10 protein-coding genes are annotated in these 17,072 nt (G+C 76.3%); 7 read left to right on the forward strand and 3 right to left on the reverse strand.

All coding sequences use genetic code 11. The features are described 5' to 3' along the window. Positions 1 to 67 precede the first annotated feature (67 nt). Entirely contained in the window at positions 68 to 850 is a 783-nt protein-coding gene (locus C2L59_RS45580; protein WP_233224072.1) for a Calx-beta domain-containing protein, read from the forward strand. Here C2L59_RS45580 and C2L59_RS45585 read toward each other — a convergent pair. After that, positions 834 to 3,812 carry a BTAD domain-containing putative transcriptional regulator gene (locus C2L59_RS45585; protein WP_103355886.1) on the reverse strand — a complete coding sequence of 993 codons (2,979 nt, stop codon included), beginning with the start codon at positions 3,810 to 3,812 and terminating at the stop codon, positions 834 to 836. The two genes, C2L59_RS45580 and C2L59_RS45585, sit on opposite strands and share 17 nt — an antisense overlap. Before the next feature lie 191 nt (positions 3,813 to 4,003). Between C2L59_RS45585 and C2L59_RS45595 the strand changes: the two genes are divergently transcribed. Further along, positions 4,004 to 5,641 (forward strand): vWA domain-containing protein, encoded by a 1,638-nt coding sequence (locus tag C2L59_RS45595; protein ID WP_233224074.1) that lies wholly within the window; start codon positions 4,004 to 4,006, stop codon positions 5,639 to 5,641. Positions 5,642 to 5,656: 15 nt separating this feature from the next. On the opposite strand, the gene C2L59_RS49675 is transcribed toward C2L59_RS45595, so the two are convergent. Next, positions 5,657 to 6,124, reverse strand: coding sequence for a hypothetical protein (locus C2L59_RS49675; RefSeq protein ID WP_233224075.1), 468 nt, complete (start codon positions 6,122 to 6,124; stop codon positions 5,657 to 5,659). Positions 6,125 to 6,728: 604 nt separating this feature from the next. Then, the gene (locus C2L59_RS45610) at positions 6,729 to 7,802 is read right to left on the reverse strand and encodes a helix-turn-helix domain-containing protein (RefSeq protein WP_103355889.1); all 1,074 of its coding nucleotides are present in this window, start codon (positions 7,800 to 7,802) and stop codon (positions 6,729 to 6,731) included. 198 nt (positions 7,803 to 8,000) lie between these two features. Between C2L59_RS45610 and C2L59_RS45615 the strand changes: the two genes are divergently transcribed. From C2L59_RS45615 to C2L59_RS45635, 5 genes are all read left to right on the forward strand, one after another. Then, a complete protein-coding gene (locus C2L59_RS45615; protein WP_233224076.1) occupies positions 8,001 to 10,271 on the forward strand; it encodes a LuxR C-terminal-related transcriptional regulator in 2,271 nt (756 codons plus the stop codon). Positions 10,272 to 10,436: 165 nt separating this feature from the next. Further along, positions 10,437 to 11,627 (forward strand): serine/threonine-protein kinase, encoded by a 1,191-nt coding sequence (locus C2L59_RS45620; protein ID WP_103355813.1) that lies wholly within the window; start codon positions 10,437 to 10,439, stop codon positions 11,625 to 11,627. Between the two features lie 72 nt (positions 11,628 to 11,699). Then, positions 11,700 to 13,001 (forward strand): hypothetical protein, encoded by a 1,302-nt coding sequence (locus C2L59_RS45625; RefSeq protein WP_103355814.1) that lies wholly within the window; start codon positions 11,700 to 11,702, stop codon positions 12,999 to 13,001. Next, positions 12,998 to 14,011: a hypothetical protein gene (locus C2L59_RS45630; protein ID WP_103355815.1), complete on the forward strand. Its 1,014-nt coding sequence runs from the start codon at positions 12,998 to 13,000 to the stop codon at positions 14,009 to 14,011. Before C2L59_RS45625 ends, C2L59_RS45630 begins: the two co-directional genes overlap by 4 nt. 1 nt (position 14,012) lies before the next feature. Continuing rightward, a complete protein-coding gene (locus tag C2L59_RS45635; protein ID WP_103355816.1) occupies positions 14,013 to 17,039 on the forward strand; it encodes a tetratricopeptide repeat protein in 3,027 nt (1,008 codons plus the stop codon). Positions 17,040 to 17,072 lie beyond the last annotated feature (33 nt).

The raw sequence follows: 17,072 nt of genomic DNA on the forward strand, positions 1-17,072 counted from the left end.
AACCGGGGTGCGGTACGCATGCCGGGGTGGCTCGCTCCTCCGCGGGCCCGGACGCAAGGGGACTCCGATGAGAACAGCGGTGCTCGCAGTGGTCGTGCTCCTGCTCGGCCTGGGGACGGCGGTGCCCGCGGGTGCGGTGGCCGCCGGCTGTGGGCCCGCCTCCGTGGCGGTCGCCGATCGGACGCTCTACGAGGGCACCCCGGCCGCCGGGGAGCCCGGTCCGGCCTACACCACCTTCGCGTTCACCGTGTCCGTCACGGCGGCCGCGGGGTGCGCGCCGACCGGCTCCGTCGCCTACCAGACCGTGGACGGCGCACCCGGCGCGACGAGCCCGGCCGACTACGTCCCCGTCGCCGGTCAGCTGAGCTGGACCGGCGACGCCAGCCCGCGCACCGTTGCCGTGCAGGTCGTCAAGGACGCCGCCGGGGAGCCGAACGAGCCGTTCCTGCTGCGCCTGTCCGATCCGGTCGGGCTGGTCCTGGCCGACGACCTGGCCGCGGGCGGGATCCTCGACGACGACGGCGCCGCCGGGCCCCCGGTCGTGGTCTCCACCGACGGCGGCAAGATCTGCTGGCGCGTCTGCACGGTCGGGGTGCGGCTCGACGACCCGGCCAAGGCGCCGGTCACCGTGCACTACCGGACCCTGCCCCTCGGCACCGGCGAACCGGCGTACGTGCCGGTCAAGGACGCGACGGTGACCATCCCGCCCGGCGCCTCCGCCGGGAGCGCCGCGGTCGAACTGCTGGAGGGCGAACAGGGCGAGTCCCGGTTCGTGCTGGAGCTGTTCGCGCCGTCGGCCGGCAAGCTGGGGAACGCGCGGACGGAGGTGACGATCAAGCCCGGCGGTTAGCCACCTCGCGGGCTTCGGCCGTCGCGTTGGCCTGGGCGTACAACGCGGCGGCCGTGGCCCAGTGCCGGGCCGCGTCGGCGGGGCGGCCGAGCCGCGCCTCGAGGTCGCCGAGGTCGCGGTGCAGGTGCGCCTGCTCGTAGCCGTCGGGCACGGTGGCCCGCACGGCCAGCCCGCGTTCCAGGTGCTCACGCGCGGCGGCCAGGTCGCTCGCCCCGAGCCGGGCCCGCCCGAGGTGCTCCAGCGCGGCCGCCTCGCCGTGCCGGTCACCGACGTCGCGGCTGAGGCCGAGGGCCTGCCCGAAGTGCTCCGACGCGGTGGCGAAGTCGCTCCGGCTCAGGTGGACCCGGCCGGTGTCGAGCAGTGACTCCCACTCCAGCCAGCGGTCGCCGAGCACCCGGCTGACCGCGAGCGCCTCGCCGAGGTGCGCCAGCGCCGCCCGGTGGTCCCCGCGTTGCAGGTACGCCTCGCCGAGCGTGTCGAGCGTGGCGGCTTCCAGCCGGGCGTTGCCCAGGGCGCGGAACGTCGTCAGCGCCGCCGTCAGCGGTTCCAGGCTCTCCTGGGCGCGGCCCATCCGGACGTAGGTGTGGCCGAGGTTGCGCTGGGACAGCGCGTGCCCGAGGTCGTTGCCGGCCGCGGCGTTGCGGGCCACCGCGAGCCGGTGCGCAGCAATGGCTTCGTCGAAGCGGCGCAGTTCGGCGTAGGCGTTGGCGGTGTTGTTGTGGATGTGCCCTTCGCCCTGGACGTCCTCGGCGGCCTGAGCCGTCCGCAACGCGGCCGCGTTGGTCTCCAGCGCCTCGGGCAGCCGCCGGGTCATGAAGTACGCGACGCCCAGCGCGCGCAGCATCTCCGCCTCGGCCAGCGGGTCGCCCAGCCCGGTCGCGGCGGCGGCGCCCTCGCGGCACAGCTCGACGCGGGTGTGCCAGTGCCCGGCCGTGTCGTAGAAGCTGGTCAGCAGGTACGTCAGCTGCCACGCGGCCTCGGCGCGGCCGTGCTCGCGGGCGAACCGCACGACGGGCAGCAGGTTGTCGCGCTCGGCGGTGAGGAAGCTCAGCGCCGCGTGCCGGTCGGCACCGACCGGCACCTCGGGCGCGGCGAACCGCGGTGCCGGCGTGACGAGGTCGCGGTTCGGGTCGATGGCCCGGTTCGCCGCCGCCGCGGCCACCAGGTACCAGTCGACGAGCCGGTCGGCGACCTCCGCGCGGGCGGCCGGGGGCTCGTCGGCCCGCGCGCACTGCCGGGCGAACTCGCGGATCAGGTCGTGGAACCGGAACCGGCCCACGCCGGCGGCCGTGACTAGGTGCGCGGCGGCCAGCCCGGCCGCGGCGCGGTCGCCGTCGGCGCCCGGCACCTCGCAGAGCGCGGCCCCGAGCGCGGCGCTGAACGTCGCCCCCGGGCCGAGGGCGGCCCGGCGGAAGAACCGGGCCTGCGTGGCGGCCAGCGGGCCGTAGGCGGTGGCGAGCACCGCCCGGACCGTGCGGGAGTCGCCCTCCACGGCCAGGGTGTCCAGCCGCCCGGCCCCGGCCAGCTCGGCGGCGAGCTCGGCGATCGGCCGCTTCGGCGCGCTCACCAGCCGGGCGGCCGCGATGCGCAGCGCCAGCGGCATCCCGCCGCACAGCCGGGCCACCCGCGCGGCCGGGCCCCGCTCGCGCCGCACCCGTTCGGCGCCGAGCACCCGGTTCAGCAGCGCGACGGAGTCGGCGTGCCCGAAGGCGTCCAGGGCGATCGGTCGCACGGCGTGGCGGGTGCCCAGCGCGGCGAGGTGCTGGCGGCTGGTGACGACCAGCAGGGCGGGCCCGGTGCCCGGGATCAGCGGCAGGACGTCCTCGAGCCCGGCGACGTTGTCCACCACGACCAGGCACCGGCGCCCGTGCAGCAGCGACCGGTACAGCGCGGCGCGCCCGGCCTGGTCGCCCGGGATGTTCTCGTCGGGCACGTCGAGGCCGCGCAGCAGGTGCGTCAGCGCCCGGGCGCCCGGCAGCGGCTCGGCCGGGTCCTCGCCGCGCAGGTCGAGGAACAGCCGGCCGTCCGGGAAGCGGGCGGCGACCCGGTGCGCCCAGTGCAGCGCCAGCGCGGTCTTGCCCATGCCCGCCGCGCCCGAGACCACCACCACCGGCCGTTCCGGCTCGTCGAGCACGGCGTCGAGCGCCGCGAGCTCGGTTTCGCGTCCGGTGAAGTGCCCGACGCCCGCGGGCAGCTGCGAGGGCCCGGTCGTGGCCGGGCGGAGGTCCAGGGTGGGGTCCCGCCGCAGGATCGCCGTGTGCCGGGCCAGCAGTTCGGGGCCGGGGTCGACGCCGAGCTCGTCGGCGAGCCGCCGCCGCAGCCGCTGGAAGACGTCGAGCGCGTCGGTGTGCCGCCCGCAGCGGTACAGCGCGAGCATGTGCAGCCCGGTCAGCCGTTCCCGGGTCGGGGCGGCGGCGAGCAGCCGGGGCAGCTCGTGGACGGCCTGTTCGTGGTGCCCGAGCCGCAGTTCGGCGTCCCAGAGGTCCTCCACCGCGCCGAGGCGCAGCTCGTGCAGCCGGTCGACCTCGCGCCGGCCCCAGCCGGAGGGCTCCGCGTCGGCGAAGGCGTCCCCGCGCCAGAGGGTGACCGCGGCGCGCAGGGTGGTGGCCGCCCGCTCGACGGCGCCGGCCGCAAGGTCGGCCGCGCCCGCGCGGACCTGCTGCTCGAAGCGGTGCGCGTCGACCGCCACCGGCGGGACGGTCAGCAGGTAGCCCGGCTCGCGGGTGACCAGGACGCCCGGAAACCCGCAGCCCTCCAGGGCCTGGCGCAGCCGCGCGACGTGGCTGTGCAGCGTCTTGACCGCGGTGCGCGGCGGGTCTTCGCCCCACAGGACGTCGACCAGGCGCGGGATCGGCAGCACGGTGCCCGCGTGCAGCGCCAGCACCCCGAGCACGACCCGCTGCCGCGTCCCGTGCAGGGCCGCGGGCCCGGCCGGGCCGACCGCTTCGACCGGCCCCAGCACGCGCAGCTCCCCGGGTTGGGACACCCCCGCTCCTTCCCGCGCGGCACCACCGCCCAGCGAGCGTAACCAGCGCGAAGGAGGTGCGAAAACAGCCAACCAGCTGATCCGCGCGGGCATCGACAACCGGTTCACAACCGGGCGCGGTGACGCTCGGTTCCTGTTCCCGTCCCGACTCCGAGAGGGAAGACCGGATGAGCACCAGATCGCGGCCCCGGCGCCGCAGACCGTTCACCGCCGCGCTCGCGTTCGCCGCCGCGGCCGCGTTCCTGCCCGTGGTCCCCGCGGCAGCGGCCCCGGCCGTCGCGCCGCAGCCCACGTCGCCGTGCGGGCCGCTCGACGTCGCGTTCGTCATCGACGACACCGGCAGCATGGGCCCGGCGCTGACCAACATCAAGAACGAGCTGGGCAACATCGCCGCGGCCGTGCAGGCCAACTCCGGCAACGACTACCAGCTCGGCCTCGTCACGTTCAAGGACGACGTCACGGTCCGGACCGACCTCGCGCCGCTCAACCTGGCCACGGTCACCCCGCAGATCAACGCGCTGACCGCCTCGGGCGGCGGCGGTGAGCCCGAAGCGTCCGACGAAGCGGTCAACACCGCCGTCAACAACCTGCCCGCCGCCGGGCGCCCGCAGACCGGCAACTTCTCCGGGACCTGGCGCACCAACGCGACGAAGATGGTCATCCTGGTGACCGACGCCCACCCGGGTGGCTTCGACGACGCCTTCACCGCAGCCGACCAGGCCAACGCCCACCTGCGGGCGGTGCAGGCGGCGAACAAGGGCATCAAGGTCTCGGCGGTCTACGTCCAGACGAACACGCTGCCCGGAATCGCGGCGATCATGCAGGACTACGCCACCACCACCGGCGGCACGTACGCGGCGACGCCGGCCAACGGCACGGGTGCGGGCACGGCGATCCTCGACGCGCTCAAGAACTGCCGCAAGACCGACGTGTTCATCAAGGACGCGCCGGCCGACACCGGGGTCGCGCCACACGGCCTGAACCCGATCTGGACGAGCCCGGACGTCAAGGTGTGCTCGACGCCGCCGCCGTGCACGGGGACCAACCCGGTCATCGGCGCGACGAACTACGTGGTCGTGACGCTGAACAACCCGGGCCCGGGCGGGTCCGGCGCGTCGACCGGCCACGTCGAGGTGTCCTACACGGCGCAGGGGGGCGCGGCGCTGTGGCCGATGGACTGGACCTCGATCGGCTCCTCGGCCACGGTGACCGTCCCGGCCGGCGCCACCCAGGTGGCGATCCCGTGGACGGCGGTGCCCGGACCGGGCCACTTCTGCCTGCTCGCCCGCTGGATCTCGGCGACCGACCCGATGACCTACCCCGAGCTGACCGGCTCGAACACGCTGGTCAACACGCGCAACAACAACAACATCGCGTGGCGCAACGTGGACACGGTGAAGCTGAAGCCCGGTACGCCGGTGACGCACCCGTTCACCCTCGGCAACCCGGCCGCCGGCCGGGCCACCCCGACCGACCTGCTCTTCACCCAGCCCGGCAAGCCGTTCGCGGGCGGCGCCGGCAAGGTGGTCGTCGACCTCGGCAAGGTGCTGGCCGAGCGCTGGCGCGCGAGCGGCCAGAAGGGCGTCGGCGTGCGTCCGGTGGGGGAGACTCAGGTCGAAATCACCGGCGGCCGGCAGGCGGTCCTGCAGGGCCTGGTGATCCAGCCGAAGGAGCGCTTGGAGACGGCGGTGACGTTCACGGCGACGGACGCGGCGGCGGGCACGGACTTCGTCGTCCGGGTCTCCCAGTCCAGCGGTGACGAGGACCTCGGCGGCGTCGAGTTCCAGCTCTCGACCGACCGGTAGCCCGAAGCCGGGCGGTCACCTCGACCCGGTCGAGGTGACCGCCCGGCGGCTCGCTATCGGTTGCCCAGGAAGTTCTTCAGCATCTCGGTGGACTGCACTGGCTGCTCCTCGGCCACGTAATGGCCGCAGTCGTCGATGACCGCCTCGGTGACGTCGTCGGCGGCCAACCGCATCGTTTCGGCGACCTGTGTGCCGCAGTACCGCGCGCCGGGTCTCCTTGCGCTTTTCGTTCTGCGCGATGGTCTCGTCCAACGCGCGGTAGTACCCGAAGCTCGCTCGAAGTCCTTTCGGGTCCGCGACGATCGCGTCCACGTAGACCTCGACGGCGTAGGCGGGAATCGCGGCGGGGGTGGCGGCCTTGGTGGCGAACTGCGTGCCGAAGAAGAGCCGCTCCCGCCCGCGGACCAGCCGCTCGTCGAGGTCGGTGAGCCGGTTGAAGGCGAAGCGCCAGAGCCGCTGGTTGACCGCGGCCGTGCCGAACACCGACGGGGCCGGGGATGACGGCGTCGGCGACGGTGAGCGTGCCCACCCGCCCGGGGTGGCCGGCGGCGCGGGCGTAGCCGGTCTCGCCAGGCGTACCAGGTCCGCGGCCACTCGCCGGCCAGCAGCAAGGGCGGCCCGTCCCCGCCGGTGACCGCGTGCCGCCGCAGCCCGTCCAGCTCCACGAACCGGCTGGTGCAGACGTCGGTGAATCCGCCGGGCAGCCGTAGCGAACGCAAGCTGGAAAACCATGGCGGGCCGCAAGCAGTTCGACGTGGACGAGGCGTTGCGAGGCGCGATGTACGTCTTCCGGCGCTGGGGCTGTTCCGAGGCCTCGATCGACCGCCTGACCGCGGGCACGGGCCTGGGCCGGAGCTCGCTTCACGGCACCTTCGGCGACAAGAGCGCGACGCGTTGCGGGCGATGCCGGAGAAGGCGTTGCGGGCAGCGGGGGCCGACGACGAGGAGGCGGCGGAGCTGACGTTGTGCGCGCTGGCCACGAACAAGTCCCTGGCGTATTGAGCCGCGCCGGTTTCTCGGGCGAAATTTGGCCACCGTCGCCACGGTGGCGGCCCGGATCGCGCTGGGAGCCGCGCCGTCGAGCCGCTCACGCTGTCCGTGCGGTGGAGCCGGCCGTTCCGGCCAGCACTCGCTCGGCGCGCAACGCGATGCGCAGGTTCAGCCGTTCCGCGGGGTCGTCCAAGGCGGGGCCGAACAGGGCGCGCAGCCGGCGGAGGCGGTTGCGGGCCGTCTGGGGGTGGATGCCGAGCCGGGTGGCTACTTCGGGGGCGCCGCCGCGGGCGTCGAGGACGGCGGCGAGCGTTTCGGCCAGCTTCGCGCGGCGGCTCTCCGACAGCTCGGACAGCGGTTCGAGGCTGCGCGCCGCGAGGGCGCCCGTCAGCAGCTCGTCGGCGGCCAGCCAGTGGGTGGTCAGGTGGTCGGGCCAGCGGAGGAGACCGGCGCCGGGGAGGATGCCACGGCTTCGCAGTTCCCACGCCCGTTGCGCCCAGCGCAGCGACGTGGCCGCCTCGGCCGGCGGGACGGCCGGCCCGGTCGCGGCCGGACCGTGGCCCAGCAGGCGGGACAGGTCGGCGTTCGCCGGGAGCAGCAGGCGGGGCGGTTCGGCGGTGAGGTCGGCGAGCAGCCCGGCGCCGAACGGCGCGATGCGCGCTCCGGCCGCCACGACGACGGCCACCACGCGCTCGGGTGGGCTCCACTTCGCGCGCACGGCCAGGTCCGCCCACGGCCGGCCGGCCAGCAGCTCGCGCAGCAGTTCGCGGCGCAGGTCGGCGGCGGACGGCGTGCGCGCGGCCCGGAACGCCTCGGTGGACAGGCGGATGAGCACGTCGACGCACCGGAGCAGGGCGTCCACGCCGGTGGCGATGACGCCCGGGTGGGCCCGGCGGCCCAGCCCGGCCATGATCGGGAGCGCGCTCCGGCCTCCCGCCTGGTAGGCGCGGGAGAGGCGGTCGAGGTCGCTTCCCGCCGCCGCGCCGGCCCGGCGGAAGGCGTCCGCGGCGATCCCGGCCGGGGCCGGCCGGGCACCGCTCAGCAGCGCGGCCACGAATTCCGTGGCAGTCGCGTCGAACAGCGCGGCGTGCTCGGGAACGGCGTGCCGGATACCGGCGACGACCGCGCGGGCGATCGCCACTTCGGCTCCGACGGGCAGGGGGACGGTCATCGTCGACCTCCGGAGCGGGCGGGCATCGCTGGCGCGCCGAGTCTGGTCCGGGGGAGCCCCCGGCCGCGTCGGGGAAAACACGTATCCGCGTACGTATGGCATCGGCTGATCGGCGCACGGTGCTGGGCCACATGGACACCGGCGCCGCGACCGATCAGGATGGGGCCGGAGGCAGGGCGGGTGATGGACGAGGACGGCGTGAGCGCGCGACGGGACCTGACGAGCTACGTGGGCCGCGCCGAGGACGAGGCCCGGGTGCGGCGCCTGCTGGGCGAGGCGCGCCTGGTCACGCTGACCGGCCCCGGCGGCGTGGGCAAGACCCGGCTCGCCGGCCGGGTCGCCAGCTCGGTGACCCGGGCGTTCCCCGGCGGCGTGGTCGTGGCCGGCCTCGCCGGGCTGCACGACCCCACCCTGCTCACCCGCACGCTCGCCGACTGCCTCGGCCTGCACGACACGGCCGCCCGGACCGCCCGGGACACCCTGGTGGCCCACCTGCGCGACCGGCGGGCGCTCGTGCTGCTGGACAACTGCGAACACCTCGCCGCCGGCTGCGCCGAACTGGCCGGCGACCTGCTGCGAGCGTGCCCGGACCTGGTGGTCCTCGCGACCAGCCGGTGTTCGCTGGGGGTGGCGGGCGAGCGGATCGTGCCGATCGCGCCGCTGGCCGTGCCGCCGGAAAGCACCCGGACCGTCGAGGACGCGATCACCTACGACGCGGTGCGGCTGTTCGCCGACCGGGCGGCCGAGGTGCTGCCGTCCTTCCGGCTCACCGGCGACGACGTGGCGGCCGTGGTGCGGTTGTGCCGGCAGCTGGAGGGCCTGCCGCTGGCCGTCGAACTGGCCGCGGCGCGCCTGCGCGTGCTCTCGCCCGGGCAGATCGCCGACCGGATGGGTGACAGCCTCGCGCTGCTGACCACCGGCGCGCGGTCGTCGCCCGAGCGCCACCGCAGCTTGCGGGCCACCATCGCGGGGAGCCATGCGCTGTGCACGGACGTCGAGCGCGCCGCTTGGGAGCGCTGCTCGGTGTTCGCCGGCGCGTTCGACCTGTCCGCCGCCGAGGACGTCTGCGCGGTTCCGGGGCTCGCCGGTTTCGCGGTGCTCGACGCCGTGGACGGCCTGGTCGACAAGTCGGTGCTGCTGCGGGTCGACGGCGCGACCGGCGTCCGGTACCGGATGCTGGAGGCCCTGCGGGAGTTCGGTCAGGAACGGCTGGCCGCCACCGGGACCGCCGATGTGGTGGCCCGGCGGCACCGCGACCACCACGCCCGGCTGCTCGAACAGGCCGACGCCGGGTGGTTCGGCCCCCGGCGCGAGGACTGGTTCGCCCGCCTGTCCGAACGGCACGCGGACGTCCGCGCGGCCCTCGCGTGGTCCCTGCGCGACCCCGCCGAGGCCGTGGTCGCGCTGCGGATGGCGAGCGGCGTGCTCGAGTACTGGCTGGCCCGGGGGGCCGCGGGGGAGATCCGCGAGTGGCTCGACCGGGCGCTCGCCGTCGCCGGCGAATCGGCGCCGGGCCGGGCGGCGGCGCAGGCCCGGGCGGCCTTGTGCGCCGCTCTCCACGCCGACCTGGACGGTGCCCGGCACCGGCTGAAGCTCGCCGAGGCAGGCTGCGACGACGACGCGGTTCCCGCCATCCGCCACGCGCGGGCCTTCGTGGCGTTGCTCGCGGTCGAGCCGCACGCCCTGGAGAACGCCGTCGAAGCCGTGCGGATCTTCGGCGCGCGGGGCGCCGTCCGCCGGCAGCTGCACCCGATGTTCATCGCGGCGGTGGCCACGGCGTTCCGCGGCGACCTCGCCGGCGCCCGGCGGCTGCTCGCCGAGATGGTGCGGCTGTGCGACGCGGCGGGGGACGAGTGGTACCGGTCCATGGCCCTGTTCGGGCTGGGCACGGTCGAGATCTTCTTCGGCGGTGATGTCGGCACCGGGGAACGCGCGCTGCGCGACGCGCTGCGGATCGACCTGCGGGGACCGGACGTGCTGTCGGCGGCGTACCGGGTGGACGGGCTGGCGTGGGCATCGGCCAAGCGCGCAGACTGGCCGGCCGCGGCGAGGTCGTTCGGCACGGCGGCGACGTTGTGGGACCGGTGCGGCGCGGAGCCGGACATCGCCGTGTCGCTGGCCCACCGGGAGCTGCTCGCGGCGACCCGCAGCGCACTGGGCGAAGCGCGGTTCGAGGAGGCGTTCGCCGAGGGACGCCGGCGGAATCCGCACGACCTCCTCGCGACACCGGCGTCGGCGGCGCGCGAGGAGCCGGCCGCCGACGCGGTGCTGCCGCCGCTGACCCGGCGCGAGTCGGAGATCGCCCGGCTGGTCGCGACCGGGCTGAGCAACCGCGAGATCGCCGTCCGCCTGGTCATCGCCCAGCGGACCGCGGAAACCCACCTCCAGCACATCCTGAACAAGCTGGACTTCGCGAACCGGACCCAGGTCGCCGTCTGGGTGAACGAGCGGCTCGTCACCCGGAGGTGACCCGGAGGCTTGGTTGGGCGCCAGGTGCCGGGCGCCGGCAAGCGACGGCGCCGAACGTGCCTCGGCCGGTGTCGGTGTAACTGCGGAAGGAGACCGAAGTCGCGTTTGCGGGGGCCGTCGTGGCGGGTATCGAAGGTAGAGCCGAGCCGGATGGGGGCCTGCCCGATGACGAACGAGCTGGCGGATGTGATCGCCGGGAGGTACGAGACCGGGTCGCTGATCGGGCGGGGCGCGACCGCCGGGGTCTACCGGGCCGTCGACCGGGAGCTGGGGCGGGAGGTGGCCGTCAAGGTCTACGACAGCCGGGTGGTGGCCGTGGAGCAGCTGCGCCGGGCGCGGGAAAAGACCCTGCTGGCCAGCGTCCAGCATCCCGGGATCGTCGCGTTGTTCGACAGCGGCACCGAGGGGGACCGGCCCTACCTGGTGATGCAGCTGATCGACGGGGAGAACCTCGCCGAGCGGCTGTGCGCCGGGCCGTTCAGCGCGGCGGAGGTGAGCGAGCTGGCGGTCCGGCTGGCGGACGCGCTGGCCCACGTCCACGCCCGGCACATCGTGCACCGCGACCTGAAGCCGGCGAACGTGCTGCTCGGTCCCGGCGGTCCGGTGCTCACCGACTTCGGTATCGCGCACGAGCTGGACTCCACCCGGATCACCGGCACCGGCCTGGTCACCGGTACGGCCGCCTACCTGGCGCCCGAGCAGATCCTGGGGGAGCCGGCCGGACCGGCGGCCGACATCTACGCCCTCGGCCTGATCCTGCTGGAGTGCCTGACCGCGCGGCTCGAGTTCCCCGGCACCCTGGCGGAGTCGGCGACGGCCCGGCTGCACCGGGCGCCGCGCGTGCCCGCCGATACCCCGGCCCCGCTCGCGGACGCGTTGACCCGGATGACCGCCCGCGAACCCGGCGACCGCCCGAGCGCCGAAGAGATCCCGCTGCTGCTGCGCGCGCTTCCGGCCACCGCGGTGCGTCCCGCCGCGGCGGCGCCCGGGCGGCGGCGTGTGGTGGCCGCGGCCGGCGGCTTGGCGACCGCGGCCGCGGCGGCCGTGCTCGCGGCGGTGCTCACCACGTCGGCCGAGGCCGGGAGCACGCCGGCGCCGCTGCCCGCGGCGGCCCCGCCCACCAGCTCCGTCGTGGTTCCTCCTTCGGTGACGTTGGCCCCGGCAACGGCCGTCGTGGTGGTCACCTCGCAAGCCGCCGCGCCGGCGGGCGTGGTCGACGCCGGGCGCCCCCAGCACCGGGCGGCGAAGCCGGCCGGTGAACCGGTGGCCCTCGACCGCGGCCCGGCGAAGCGGGGCCAACCCCGGCCGAACGCCGGGAAGGGCGCGGGGCCGGGAGGGACGCCGGGCAAGCCGTGACCCCGGCTGGCCCGGATCGGCCGGTTGCCTGCTCACGCCCGGTATGCTGCGGGCGGTGAAGGGGGAGGGCCGGTGGTCGATGCGGGTGCGCCCCGGCTGCGCTCGGCGGTCCTCGCGGCGGCCTGGGCGCGGATCCCCGGCGTCGAGGTCCTGTCGTCGGGTGATGGCGGCCCGCTGACCCGGACCGTCAAGAAGATCATCGACCCGCTCGTGGTGCGGGCGGCGGCGCGGCCGCGGCTGGGCCGCCCGGTGCTGGAGCCGGCCGCGGCGGCCGAGCTGACCGGGTTGCTGCTGGCCGACGCGGCCCGGCTGCGGGCGACGGCCGCGTGGTTTCCGCACCTGAAACGGCAGCGCCGGGCGTTGCGGATCACCGACGGCGACGTCCAGGACGTCTGCTTCCCGCTGGCGTACGAGCTGGCGACGGGGTTCGGCATGCCGGGCCCGGACGCCCCGGAGACGGCCGCGTCCGCGTTGCGCGAGTGGCACGGCGAGGGCGAGGACGCCGGGGTGGCCCGGCTGACCGCGTACCTGGCCGATCCGCGGGTGGCGGCGGACCTGACCGCGAAGCTGCACCAGCGCTGGCACGACAGTCCCGACGCCGGTCTCGCGCCCGAGGACGCCGCCGCGCTGCTCGGCGCGTTCGTGGACCAGCTCTCCGACACCGCCTGGCGGACGCTCGCCGGTTCCGCCGCCGGGCACGCCTTCGGCCTCGCCCTGCGCCGGCGCGAAGGGACCGGCACGCTCGCCGAAGCCGTCCCCGGGCTGCCGGAGCTCGGCCTGCAGCGCGGCGACCGCACCGGGGTGCCGCCGCTGCACCGGCGCGACGAGACCGGCCCCGAGCTTCTCGAACGCAGCGTCGAACGGCGGGTGCGGGCCACCCTGCGCCGGCTGCCGGCCGCCGAGCGGGGGCCGGTCGCCGGTCTGGTCGACGACGAGCTGGCCCGGGTCGCCGCCGGGTTCGGGCTTGCGCTACCCGCCCTGGCCACCTGCTTCGCGCTCGGCGTCGTCCTCGCGCCCGCACTCCGGCCGCTCGACGGGGCCGCCGGTGGCCCCGGATTCGCGCGGCAGCTCAACGCCCAGGTCGCGCGCGAGGGCTATGTGCTGCACGCCCGGCGCGCACTGGCGGGGGCCACGCCGCTGACCCGGCGGCCCGACGCCGAGCTCGTGCGCGAGCTGCGGGAGTTCGCCAAGCAGTTCCTCGGCCGGCTGTGGATCCGGCTGCACGGGTTCGACGTGCGGGGCGATCGCCCGGCCGACGCCGCGGACGTCCGGGACCTCGTCACCGGCGTCGTCCGCTCGACGTCGCTGGATCTGCGGACGAAGGTGCGTCGCGCGCTCGAGGCCCGGCTGCCGGACCTGGAGGCCGTCTCGTGACGCACCCGGTGCACACCCCCGTCGTCGCGGCGGACGGTGGCCTCCTCCGCTTCCCCCTCGCCGACCTGCTCGCCGGGCGGCCCGGGTCGATGCGCGTCGAACTGACCGACGCGGCCGCCGCGGAACCGTGGCTGACCCGGCTCGTCGGCGCCGAACGCGCGCTGGAAGCGCTCACGGCCGGGCACGTCGACGTCCCCGCCCGGCCGGAGCCGGCCACTCTCGCGCTGCTGCTGTGGGCCCGCCGGTGGTGGCCCGCGAGCCCGGCGCTCGGCGTGCCGTCCCTGGACCCGGCGCTGCTGGAGCTGGAAGCCGCCGTCGCGACCGCGGCCGTCGAGGACGTGGCCGAGGGGATGCTCGACGGCTTCGAAGCCACCGCGGGGGAGCTGTTCGACGCCGCGGCCGAGGGGATCGCGGCGACGGCGGTCGCCGAGGAGGTTCGCGGCCTGTGCCGGCGGTTGTCGGCGTGGTTCGACGACCGGGACGACGTCGTGCGCGCCGAAGCCGCGGCCACCCTGGCGGACACCGCGGCACCCGGGCAGCGGGCCTACGCGCTGGCCGCGGGGGCCGAGGCGCCGGTGGCGGGCGCCGGGGTCGTGGCCGGGGGCCGGGCGAGCGTCGACTGGGCCCGGGTGCCGCCGGGTGTCCTCGACGCCGCCGAGGACACCGTGACCTGGCGGATCGTGGCGGCGCCGACGGCCACCCGGCTCGAGGTCGAGGTCGCCGGGGCGTTCGCCGACGCGGTCCTCACCGCGTTCGCGACGCAGGACGGCGAGGTGGTCGCGCAGGTGCCCCTGCACCTGGGCGCCGGACGGTTCGCCGGCGCGGCCGACCTGGCCGGTGCCGTGCCGCCGGTCCACATCGGACTCGTCGTCGGGGTGACCGCCGAGAGCGTCCTGGGGACGACGCGGGAGGACCGGGCCGAGGTCGTGTCGCTCGTGCGGGCGCGCGAGGAGGTGCCGCCGGAGGCCAGGACGCTGGCCGAGCGCGCGGCCGCCGCAGGGGAGTTCTGACGTGCTCGCCGGCCTGCCGCCGCCGCTGCACCCGCCGGACCGGCCGCTGCCGGACGAGCTGGCCGGCGCGAGCGCGCACGGCTACAACTGCCGGTGCGTCGCCGCGCATTTCGGCCTGGACCCGGCTTCTTACGGCGTGCTGGCCGCGTGCTCGCTCACCGAAGCCGAATACGAGGGCTTGCTCGGTGAAGCCCTCGAAGCCCAGGGGGTGGCCAAGCGGCTCGCCGGGGCGCGGGACGTCGTGGGCGCGCACCGGGAGTACGGGCGGATGCGGCAGCTCGCGCAGCGGCTCGACCGGATCGATCTCGAACTCGCCGCCGTCAGCGACCTGGCGACGGTCTGCTATTCCGCGGGCGATCCGGGCAACGCGCGCCAATGCGCCGAGACGGTGCTGGCCGCCTTCCGCGTCGGCACGGCCGCGGCGGTCCACTTCGGACAGTACGCCGAGCTCCGGATGATGGAAGGATCCCGTGAGGTCGCGGACCGCGTGCTCGTTTCACTGGCCACTGAGGACGGTGACGTCGTCCGCGCCCGTGAGCTGATCGCCGGCCAGCGGCACCGGGCGGCCGCCCGGAAGGCGGCCGGGCCGGGGCAGTACCCCCGCCGGCTCCTCGATCCGCACGGCGCCGACGAACTGACGCTGCGCATCCTCGAAGCGCGGGTGCAGGTGGCCGCCGGCGACCCGGCCGGGGCCCTGGTGTCGCTGGAGGAGATCCTCGCCGCCCTCGAACCGCTCGTGGACGTCGGGGAAGTCCGCGACCAGGCGGCGTCGCTGCAGGCGATGGCCTGCGCCGAACGCGCCCGCCTGCGCCAGGCCGGCGGCGAGGACGCCGACGCGCGGGCGGACCTGGTCCGGCTCACCGCCCGGCACGAGGGCCGGCCGGCGGCCGCGAAGTTCGCCGTCGACCTGGCGGCGGACCGGGCGCTCGGCGGCGACTTCGCGGGCGCGGTCACGGCGATCGTCACCGCCCGGGACGAGCTTGCGGCGGCCGGCGTGACCGGTGATGTGGCGGAGGCGAGCTTCGCGCTGGGCAGTTTGCTGTTCTTCGCCGGGGATCCGCGGCAGGCGCGCGAGCAGTTCGAGCACGCGGGCGAAATCTGGCGGGCGAACGGGGACACACCGGGCCGGCGACGGTTCGACGTCGCACTGGCCCGCTGCGCCGCGGCGGAGGGCGGCTGGGCGACGGCGGAAGAGCACTTGACCCGCGCGCGGGAATCGGCGCGGGCTTCGGGGGATTGGCTCCAGTGCCTGCACACGGATTTCGTGGCGGCCGAGCTCGGCTTCGCCCGTGGCGAAGACCTGCGGGCGGTGCTGGACCTGCTGCTTCCGGTGGCGCTGGCGGCGGCGGACTACCGGTTCGCGTTCGCCTCGCCGCGGGCGCGCACGGCCTGGGCCCGCGATGTCGCGGGCCCGGCGGCCGAGCTGCTGATGGCTTTACTGGCCCGGCTGGAGGAACCGAGGCTGGCCGCCGAACTGATCGAGCGCACCTGCGCGGTCGGGGCGTACACCGGGGCCGGGGCACCCGCGCTCGACCTGACCGGCGAGCTGCCGGCCCCCGAGCCGGCGCCGCCGGCCGCCGGGCTGCCCCTGGCCGCACTGGGCACCGTCACGGCGTCGCTGCCCCTCCGCCTGGCCCCGCCGCCCGCCCTGCGCTGGTCGCCGGGCTCGCCGATGGAGCTCGACCGCTGGCTCGATGTCGCCGCCGAGCGGTACGGCTCGTCCCGGCCGGCCACCGCGCCCGTCACGACGTGGCCCGATGCCGGCTTCGCGCGCGAGACGTTCCTCCTGCGCTACGCCGACGCCGGGCACACCTACCTCAGCTGGCGGACCACCGCCGACCTCGACACCGTCCACACGCACCCGGTCGACGCCGTGCTCGTCGCCACGGCCCGCGAGTTCCTGGCGGCCGCCTCGCCGACGCCGTGCGAAGGCGAGAGCGCCGCCGACGCCGTCCGGCGCTCGCTGGGCGACGGCGCCTTCGGCAGCTTCGCCGGTGAACAGCGCCTGGCCCGGGCCCTCGCCCTCAACCTCCTGCCCGCCGACCTCGTCACGCGCCTGCGAGCCGCGGCGGCCGGCGGACGGCGTCCGCTGCTGCGCGTCCAGCCGTCGCCGAGCCTCGCCGCGGTGCCGTGGGGGCTGCTCGCCCTGCCCGACCGGCGGCCGGAACGCGGGCTCGAACCCGGCGAGGAGGGCACTTGCTTCGACGGCGACGAGCGCGTCCTCGACGTCGCCGACGTCTCCCTCCTCGCGCCGGCCGGGATCCCGCGCCGCCCGCCGGCCCCGCCCGGGCCGCCGGTCTACGTCCTCGACCCGCGGATCCCCGGGCAGAGCGCGTTCGGCGAGCTGGGCTCGGTGCTCGGCAGGCAGGAGCCGGCGTCGCCGCTGATCCGGCACCTCGACGCGCAGCTCGCGGCCGGTCCCGTCCGGCCGTCCGCCGCGCGCGGGCTCGACCTGGTCCGGCGGACCGACACCGACCGGCGGCTGCTCGGCCGGCTGCTCGCCGAGCCCTGCTCGCGGCTGGTGTTCGCCGGGCACGTCAGCCAGGTCCGCGACGACCACGGCGCCCAGACCGCGCTGCACCTGTCCTGCCCGGCCGGGCTGCCCGGGACGGCCGAGCCGATCGGGGCGCACCGGCCGTTCACCGCCGCCGATCTCGCGCTGTCCCCGGTGGCTGCGATGCCGGCGCGGGTGGCGCTGATCGGCTGCGCCAGCGCGAGCGACTTCGGCCTGCCCGAGCCGTTCGGCGTGCTGCTCGCCGCCGTCGCGGCCGGTGCGCGGCTGGTCGCCGCCACGGTGTGGGCGCTGCCGACGTCGGCGGCGGTGCCCGGGGCGGACCCGATGGCCGAACTGGTCATCGCCGTCGACACGGCGCTGGCCGGCGACGACCCGGTCACCGACCTGTGCGCCTGGCAGCGCCGCCGGCTCGCCCGGTGGCGCGACCGGCCCGGACCGGCCGGCTCGCCGGCCTTCTGGGCCGCCGTGACCTGCCTCGACGCCACCGACGACGGGCAAACCTGGGTTCGGTAGCACCGCGGTCCGCCGACGCTGTGTGCACACCGC

This window comes from Amycolatopsis sp. CA-128772, assembly GCF_002904295.1.
GTDB lineage: Bacteria > Actinomycetota > Actinomycetes > Mycobacteriales > Pseudonocardiaceae > Amycolatopsis.

What these genes read in the sequence shown, in the direction of transcription:
- C2L59_RS45595 (WP_233224074.1), top strand. Translation starts at nt 4,004, where the DNA reads ATGAGCACCAGATCGCGGCCCCGGCGCCGCAGACCGTTCACCGCCGCG.
- C2L59_RS45580 (WP_233224072.1), top strand. Translation starts at nt 68, where the DNA reads ATGAGAACAGCGGTGCTCGCAGTGGTCGTGCTCCTGCTCGGCCTGGGG.
- C2L59_RS45610 (WP_103355889.1), bottom strand. Translation starts at nt 7,802, where the DNA reads ATGACCGTCCCCCTGCCCGTCGGAGCCGAAGTGGCGATCGCCCGCGCG.
- C2L59_RS45620 (WP_103355813.1), top strand. Translation starts at nt 10,437, where the DNA reads ATGACGAACGAGCTGGCGGATGTGATCGCCGGGAGGTACGAGACCGGG.